The organism is Candidatus Hydrogenedentota bacterium (genome assembly GCA_018005585.1).
In the GTDB taxonomy this organism is placed as follows: domain Bacteria; phylum Hydrogenedentota; class Hydrogenedentia; order Hydrogenedentales; family JAGMZX01; genus JAGMZX01.
Genome location: JAGMZX010000017.1, coordinates 51816 through 59378 on the forward strand (window position 1 = coordinate 51816; position 7563 = coordinate 59378).

Genomic DNA, 7563 nt, shown 5'->3' on the forward strand with positions numbered 1-7563 from the left:
GAACGCAGGCCTCTTCGCAAGCGATGCCAGAATCGAGGAGCGAGACAATGAATACGAAGGCAACCTTTAACGGGAAACAGGCGCGCACGGAACGTGTGCGGCTCGCCGCCGTCATCGCGGCTTTTTGCGCCCTGGCGGCTGCCGGGGCGGCGCGCGCGGGCATCCCTGAACCGGGCATTACCCTGTATGGACGGGTGATGAACGAGAACGGGGACCTCGTGACCACCGGCACGCTCACATGGACGTATACCCCGCCTCTCGGGGGCACGGTGATCCAGCAGTCGACCCAACTGGGCCTTGTGTTCGCGGAAGGCGGGCCCTTCTCCTACGTCATAGAGATACCCGCCGAACAGGCCGTGGCCGGGTTTCCCGCGACGGACCACGTTCTGCAGTTTGCCGCGGAGCCCGTGGACTACACCCGGAGCGCCACGGTGCAGAGTATTGCCGCGATGGTGCTCGGCTCGCAGGTGGTCGGCATATCCTCCGCGGACCGTGGTACCGTCGAGCGGCTTGACCTGCTCGTTCAGGGGATCGTGGTGGAAGCGCCGCCGGCGCCCGCCAACCCGAGTCCCGCGGACGGTACCACGCGCGTGTCCGTTTCGACGGCGCTGTCCTGGCGCAGCGACGCGGGCGTGACCGACTATGACCTCTACTTCTGGAAAGCGAACGACCCCACGCCCAGCACGCCGCTGGCGTCCGGGCTGCTGACGGCGGCATACACCTTCACGCAGCCGTTGGCCTTCTCGAACACGTATAACTGGCAGGTGCTGGCGCGCAATACGGTTGGCACGACGCTCGGGCCGCGGTGGAGCTTCACGACGGTCAGCGAATCCGGCGAAGAAGGATTTGACTGGGGCGACCTGGGCGGAACCATAGCGGGCACGGGCCAGGTGATCAACTGCAACGGATCGCCGGGTGGCCAGGACGCCGCGCTCGTGCTCCAGTGGTATGCCGGGCTGGTGACGCAACTGGGGAGTTGTCCGGACGCCGTCGAATACAGCGCCCCGGCCTATCCGCCGGGTGCGGACGTGAACGGCGATGGTGTCCTCGGCGGGCAGGACGCCTCGGAGATCCTGAAGTACTTCGCGGGGATCATCAATTGCTTCCCCGCGGATACGAATTGTGACAGCCAAGGGCCGGGTAAAGCGGGCAAGGCAGGCGGCCCGCCGCGGGTCGTGTCGATTCCAGACGGGTTGGACCTGCCGGAAGACGGCGGCGAACTGGCCGTGCCGGTGTCCATCGATCTCGCGGATGGCGTGTCCAGTCTGCGCCTTGAGGTCACCTACCCCGCGAACCAGTTGAGCCTGGCGGGCGTTGAGACCGGCCCGGCGGGCGCCGGTTGGGGCAAGTTCACGGTGAATGCGCTACCGGGATGCGTCGTGCTGGCGGGCGCGGGCGCGCAGGCGCTGTCAGGCGGCGGCGAGATCGCCGTCTTGCGTTTTGACACCGCGCCGGAGGCCACGGGCGGCCACTTGCGCCTGGGCGCGCGCACGGAATTGAACGACCGGCACATCGCCATCAGCGTCGAGAACGGCTTCTTTGGCGAGGTAGCGGCCGAAGGCGAGGGCGAAGGCGAGGGCGAAGGGGAAGGCGAGGGCGAGGGCGAGGCGGGCGGTCCCGGCAGTGAAGGCGAAGGCGAGGGCGAAGGGGAGGGCGAAGGCGATGTCCCGGCGGCGCCCTGCGAACCCGTGCAGGACTGCTACCGGGCCTACACCGGACTCTACGAAGTTGGTGACGACATGTGCCTGTCGGTACCCTGCCCGGTTATGCCGGAGACAACGTATGTGTGGACGCGCAATTATCTGCCCATCGAGCCGAACGACCGGACCAGCGGCACGACGGAACGCACGTTGCGCATCGTGAATCTCCAGGTAACCGACTCGGGCATCTATCGTTGTGCCTACGACGACGGCAGCAAAGCGGATGCGGAGTTCATGGCCGTGATTACCGTGGTCACGTCCGTTCCCGTGAGCGGCGCCGGCGCGCTGGCCGCTCTGTGCGGGCTGCTTGCCGGGGTGTTTGTCGTGCGCGAGCGGGTGCGCAAGGTGCGCCCGCGGCAAGGCGCGGACCCCCGGTAGGCTGGAACGGGCCGCGACCCGCGGTGTGCAGCAGGGTCACTCGGCGTTGTCGAGCGCAACGCCGAGTCTGTGCAGGTGAGACTTGATCTGCCTGCGCGCGTAGGGCCAGAGTTCCCTGGGCGTGTCGTCGTAGGCGCTTTCGAGGATGGCGTCCAGCGTCTGCGCGCCCCGGTCGAGCGCATCGCGAATCCGCCGCTCGCGGTCGAGCCGGTGCGCGATGAGCGCGGCGATCGCGTCCCTGCCGCCGCTGCCCCACAGGGGCAGCCCGTGCGCCGGAATGAGCAAGTGGAACGACAGCGCGCGCAGCCGCTCCAATTGTTCCAGGTAAACCGTCATGTCGCCGCCTTCGCCGCGGTCTATGAGCACCGGGCCGGGATTTGCGAGCATGTCCCCGACAATGAGCGTTCCCGTTGTTTCTTCGAGAAAGCAGAGGTGACCCGGGTCGTGGCCTGGTGTCCGGTGGCAGCGCAGGCGCCAGCGCGCCGTGCCGCCGACTTCGATGACCTCGCCGTCCTCCAGCCCTCGCGCGATGGGGAAGGGTACTTCGTTTGCGATGGACGCATGCCCCCAGAGGGGCGCGTCGAACGCGCCGCTCACGAACGGCGCGGCCGCGCAGTGATCCTGGTGCCCGTGCGTCAGCACCACGGCGCGAACCCGCCCGCCCAGCATGCGCATGGCTTCCAGATGCTGGCGCAAGTGCTCTTGTTCCGCCTCATCCGCCGCGCCCGGGTCAATGACCAGCATTTCCTCCTCGCCGATGATGACGCAGTTCGTGTGCGTGTTCGGCGGCAGCGTGCGCGAACGCAGCGGCAGGATGTGCACGCCCCGGCGCATCTCGAACAGGTTTGGGATGTGGTCCGAATGGACGGACGTGTCCGCCAACCGCGGCAGCGCTTCGTCGAGCGGCAGTTTCGCAAGGTAGCGCAGCACGAAAGCGACCGGCGTGGACAGGCGCAGTTCCCCGGCGTGCCAGCGCCGGCGCGCTTCGGCGGGCGTGAGCCAGTCCAACCCGACGATCTCGCTGTCCGGCGCCGCAATCTCCTCCTGCGGCGGGCCCGTGTACCGGTAGAGGAAATAGCGGGTCTGGAACCGGACTGGCGACCACTTGGGCGTAAGCCAGGCGCCCGCAGGGGTGAAATCCGCCGCGTGGATGCTCAGGCCGAACTGGCGCAGCACCGCCGCGAGGGAGGTTTCGCCGCTTATGAGTCCGTGGCGCGCCTGGCGTAAGGTCTCGATAGGGGGCAGTCCGCCGCGCGCGCAGAGCAAACCCGTTTCCTCGAAGACTTCCCGGACCGCGGCGCAGATGGCGCGGCCCGTCTCGTCATCGGGCGCGTCCTGCACGCAGGCGGGGTCGTCGTTCTCGTGTACCGACCCGCCCGGAAATACATGGTGTCCGCCCATGAAGCGCAGTTTCTGGTTCCGCCGCGCCAGCAATATCTCGAGGCCGCGGTCCTGACGCACCAGCAATCCGGCGGCCGCCCGGCGCGGCGTCGCGGACTTCGACGGTTCCAGCATGATGCAGGCTCCTTGTTGGGCGAGATAGTGCCTGATGCGGGCCGCTCCTGGCAATGCAGCGGGGAATTGCGGTCATTGTTTCCCGAACAAGATCATTCCTATACTGGACGCGCTCCCAAATCATCTGGACGGGATAGCCCTTCATGGCGGAATCGAAATTCGCGGACGTAGCGCTGCCGGTGCCGGTGGACCGTGTCTTCACGTATGCCGTGCCGGATAGCCTTCAGCACCGGAGCCGTGTCGGCATGCGCGTGGTGGTTCCGGTGCAGACCCGCACGGAAACGGGGTATCTCGTCGCGCTCCACGACGAGACGGAACTGGAAAAAGTGCGCCCGATCATCGATCTACCGGATGAAGAACCCGCGTTCGACGCGTCCATGCTCGCCCTGTGCCGCTGGATGGCTGATTATTACTGCTGTTCCTGGGGCGAGGCGTTGCGCTGCGCCGCGCCGCCCGGCGTCGCGGCTGCCACGAAGATGCGGTACCGGCTGGTGGCCGAGCGGTTGGGCGAAGGGCGGTTCACGGAGCGGCAAGAGCATATCGTCGCGGAGTTGTACCGGCGCGGGCCGCTGACGGAGGGGCAACTGGCCCACGTGGCCGGCCGTCAGGCGCTGAGCAACACGCTGCGCGCGCTGGTTCGCCGCGGTGTGATCATTGGAGAGCCGGTTGTGCGGGCGGGGGTCTCGATCCGCACGGAAACGTACGCGCGCCTGAACGAAGAGAACGTGCTGGGGCAGGATGCGCTCGAGAAGCTGATGCGGCGCGCGCCGAGGCAGGCGGCGGTCTATCTCGATTTGTTGCACGGCCAGCCGGAACGCGCCGCGACGGGTTTGTACGAAAAGCATAATATCGATTCCGCAATATTGCGCGAATTGGAGAAGAAGGGGCTGATCACGCGGTTCGAGCGCGAGTTTTACCGCGCGCCCGAATTGTCCGGCGAGGGCGGTTCGCTGAAGCACACGCTGAACGGCGAGCAGCAGGCCGCGCTCGACGCCATCGTTGGCGCGGTCACGGACCGCGCGTTTCAAACCTTCCTGCTCAAGGGCATCACGGGTTCCGGCAAGACGGAAGTCTACCTGCAGGCGATCGAGCACGTGCTGGCGATGGGCCGCCAGGCCATCATGCTGGTCCCGGAAATCTCGCTGACGCCGCAGACCGTCGGGCGGCTGGTAGCGAGGTTCCGCGAATCGATCGCGGTGTTGCACAGCGGGCTTGGCGCGGGCGAGCGTTACGACGAGTGGCGGCGCGCGCGGCGCGGCGAGGTCCGCATCGTGGTGGGCGCGCGTTCCGCCGTGTTCGCGCCGCTCAAGGACCTTGGGCTGTTTATCGTGGACGAAGAGCACGACGGTTCGTACAAGCAGAACGACACGCCCCGCTATAACGCGCGCGACGTCGCAATCATGCGCGCGCGCGATGCGCAGGCCGTCTGCGTGCTGGGTTCCGCCACCCCGTCCATAGAATCCCGCTACAACAGCGAGCGGGGCAAATCCATCCTGCTTGAATTGCGCCGTCGTGCGACGCAGGCGCTGCTGCCCGAAGTGCGGCTCGTTGATATGCGCACCGAGACCGCCGAGATGGGCGGCCAGGTAATCCTGTCGCGCAGTCTGGAAGACGCCGTGCACCAGCGCGTCGCAAACCGCGAACAGGTGATCCTGCTGCTGAACAGGCGCGGCTTCGCGCCGTTCGTGCTGTGCCCGATGTGCGGCTGGGTCGCCGAGTGCCGGGACTGTCAGGTGAGCCTGACCTATCACCAGCACAGCGGCAACCTGCGCTGCCACTACTGCAATGCGGCGCGGCCCAAGCCGGCCGTGTGCGAGAAATGTCATTTCAATCCGCTTATCTATCTGGGCACGGGCACGCAGAAGGTCGAGGACTACCTGCTGCGCACGTTCGCGGGCGCGCGTATCGAGCGCATGGACGCCGACACGACGGCGGGGAAAGGCGGCCACGCCAAGATACTTGGCCGATTTGCGAACGGGGAAATCGACATCCTCGTGGGCACGCAGATGCTCGCGAAGGGCCACGACTATCCGGGCGTGACGCTGGTCGGCGTGATCAATGCCGACACAGGCCTCGCGCTGCCCGATTTCCGCGCCGCTGAAAACACGTTCCAACTGCTGACGCAGGTGGCGGGCCGCGCGGGCCGGGGCGAGCGCCCCGGCGAGGTGTTTCTCCAGACGTACCGGCCGAAGCACTATGCCGTGCAGGCCGCGCTGCATCACGATTATGACGCCTTTTACGCGCACGAACTGGCGTACCGGCGCAGCGCGGGTTATCCGCCGTTCCGGCGCATGGCGAATTTCCTCGTCGAGTCGGAAGACCCGCAGCTTGCCGAGCGGCATGCCGTGCTCTTGCGCCGTATCGTCCGTGAGACACGCGAGACCCTTGGTGGCAATGCGGGGGTTATCGGGCCCGCGCAGGCGATGATCCGGCGCGTGAAAAAGAAGTACCGCTGGAATCTCGCGTTGCTTTCCGCCAATTCGAAATACCTGAACACCCTGACGCGCGCCGTGGCAGAGGCTTTCGTAGAAGCCGCCGGCACGCGCCGTGTCCAACTCAAGACCGATGTGGATCCTTACGGTTTCTGAGATGCGGAATACATGCCTGGAGACGGACTGGCGCGGGCGTTCTTGCAGGTACGCTGTTGTCGTGCTGACATCCGGATCGCGTATGCTTTCAGAAACCAAGGGAAGAACAGGATGAAACCGATGAGATTGATCACTGTTGTTCTATTGGCGGCCTTGACCGGCGCAACGCTGGAGGGATGCGGCCGGGAAGCCCCGCCGCAACAGGCCGCTGCGCCTGACCCGCTTGCCCCGGCGGTGACCGTGCCGCCATTGCCGGCGCCCGCGGCGCAACCGGAGGCGCCCCCTGTTCCCGCGGAGGCCCCCGCGCCTGAAGAAGCAGCGCCCGCGGAAGCGCCCGCCCCGCCCAGAGACCCGGCTGAACTGCATCAGGCGCTGGTCGGCACCGCGTGGCGTATTGGAGACATGGAAATCGCGTTTCTGGACGAGAAGAAGGTCTTCGCGAAAGGCGGCATGGTCGCGGACCTGACCCTCGAAGGGCTGACCGCTTCGTACACGTTCGATAACGGGGTTATTACCGCGACGGCCGCGGGGCGCACGCTGACCGCCGAGTGGGACGGGCAGAAACTGCGCGTCGCCGGGAAAGAGGCCGTGCGGACGCGCTAGCGTCGCGCCGCAGGAGATCGCAAGCGTGATCCACCAGTGTCTTGTCGAACACCGGGAGCAGGAAGCGTCGTACTGGTGGTTCGTCAACAAGCGACAGGCCGTGGGCCGGTTATTGAAGCAGGGATTGCCGTCGCGCGGGCGCGTGCTGGAAGCGGGCTGCGGCGGCGGTCTGTTCGGGGCGCTGCTTTCTGACGAAGGTTGGGACGTCGTTAGCGGCGACAAAAACCCTCTCGCCGCCCGGTTTGCGCACGAGCACGGCGTGACGCGGACGGTGGCGTTCGACGCGGGGCCGAGCTGGCCGTTTCGCAACGGCGCGTTTGACGCATTCCTGATGCTCGACGTGCTCGAACATATCGAGCAAGATCTGGAGAGCCTGCGCGAGGCACGGCGCGTGCTGCGGCCCGGCGGCCTCGGCATCGTGCTTGCGCCCGCGTATCCGTTCCTGTTTTCCGCGTGGGACAACTACGTCGGGCATTACCGGCGCTATTCGCGGCGGGGCCTGTGCGCATTGGCGCGTGAAGCGGGTTTTGAAGTCGAGCGCTGGACCTATTGGAACGCGGTGACGCTGCCCGCCGCGCTCATTCTGCGGCTCAAGGACCGCCTGCTCGGCGCGCGCCTCGAACGCGGCGAGTTTCCCCGCGTGCCCCGGTTCTTGAACCAGCTGCTCTGCGCATACGGGCGAGTTGAGGCCGCATGGGTTCAGCGTATGCGGCTGTGCTGCGGCTTGTCCATTATCGTCGTGCTGCGCAAGCCGGGCTGAGCGCGGCCGCGGTCACGGG

At 66.7% G+C, this 7563-nt stretch carries 5 protein-coding genes; 4 read left to right on the forward strand and 1 reads right to left on the reverse strand.

The annotated features are described in order from the left end of the window. Window positions 1-47 precede the first annotated feature (47 nt). Window positions 48-2078: a hypothetical protein gene (locus KA184_04810; protein ID MBP8128881.1), complete on the forward strand. Its 2031-nt coding sequence runs from the start codon at window positions 48-50 to the stop codon at window positions 2076-2078. Between the two features lie 36 nt (window positions 2079-2114). Here the strand turns inward: KA184_04810 and KA184_04815 are convergent, their stop codons facing one another. Further along, window positions 2115-3593 (reverse strand): MBL fold metallo-hydrolase, encoded by a 1479-nt coding sequence (locus KA184_04815; GenBank protein MBP8128882.1) that lies wholly within the window; start codon window positions 3591-3593, stop codon window positions 2115-2117. 143 nt (window positions 3594-3736) lie between these two features. Between KA184_04815 and priA the strand changes: the two genes are divergently transcribed. The 3 genes from priA to KA184_04830 all read left to right on the forward strand — a co-directional run bounded on the left by priA (window position 3737) and on the right by KA184_04830 (window position 7544). Then, the gene (gene priA / locus KA184_04820; GenBank protein MBP8128883.1) at window positions 3737-6181 is read left to right on the forward strand and encodes a primosomal protein N'; all 2445 of its coding nucleotides are present in this window, start codon (window positions 3737-3739) and stop codon (window positions 6179-6181) included. Between the two features lie 120 nt (window positions 6182-6301). Then, entirely contained in the window at window positions 6302-6784 is a 483-nt protein-coding gene (locus KA184_04825) for a hypothetical protein (GenBank protein ID MBP8128884.1), read from the forward strand. Between the two features lie 25 nt (window positions 6785-6809). Then, entirely contained in the window at window positions 6810-7544 is a 735-nt protein-coding gene (locus KA184_04830) for a class I SAM-dependent methyltransferase (protein MBP8128885.1), read from the forward strand. Window positions 7545-7563 lie beyond the last annotated feature (19 nt).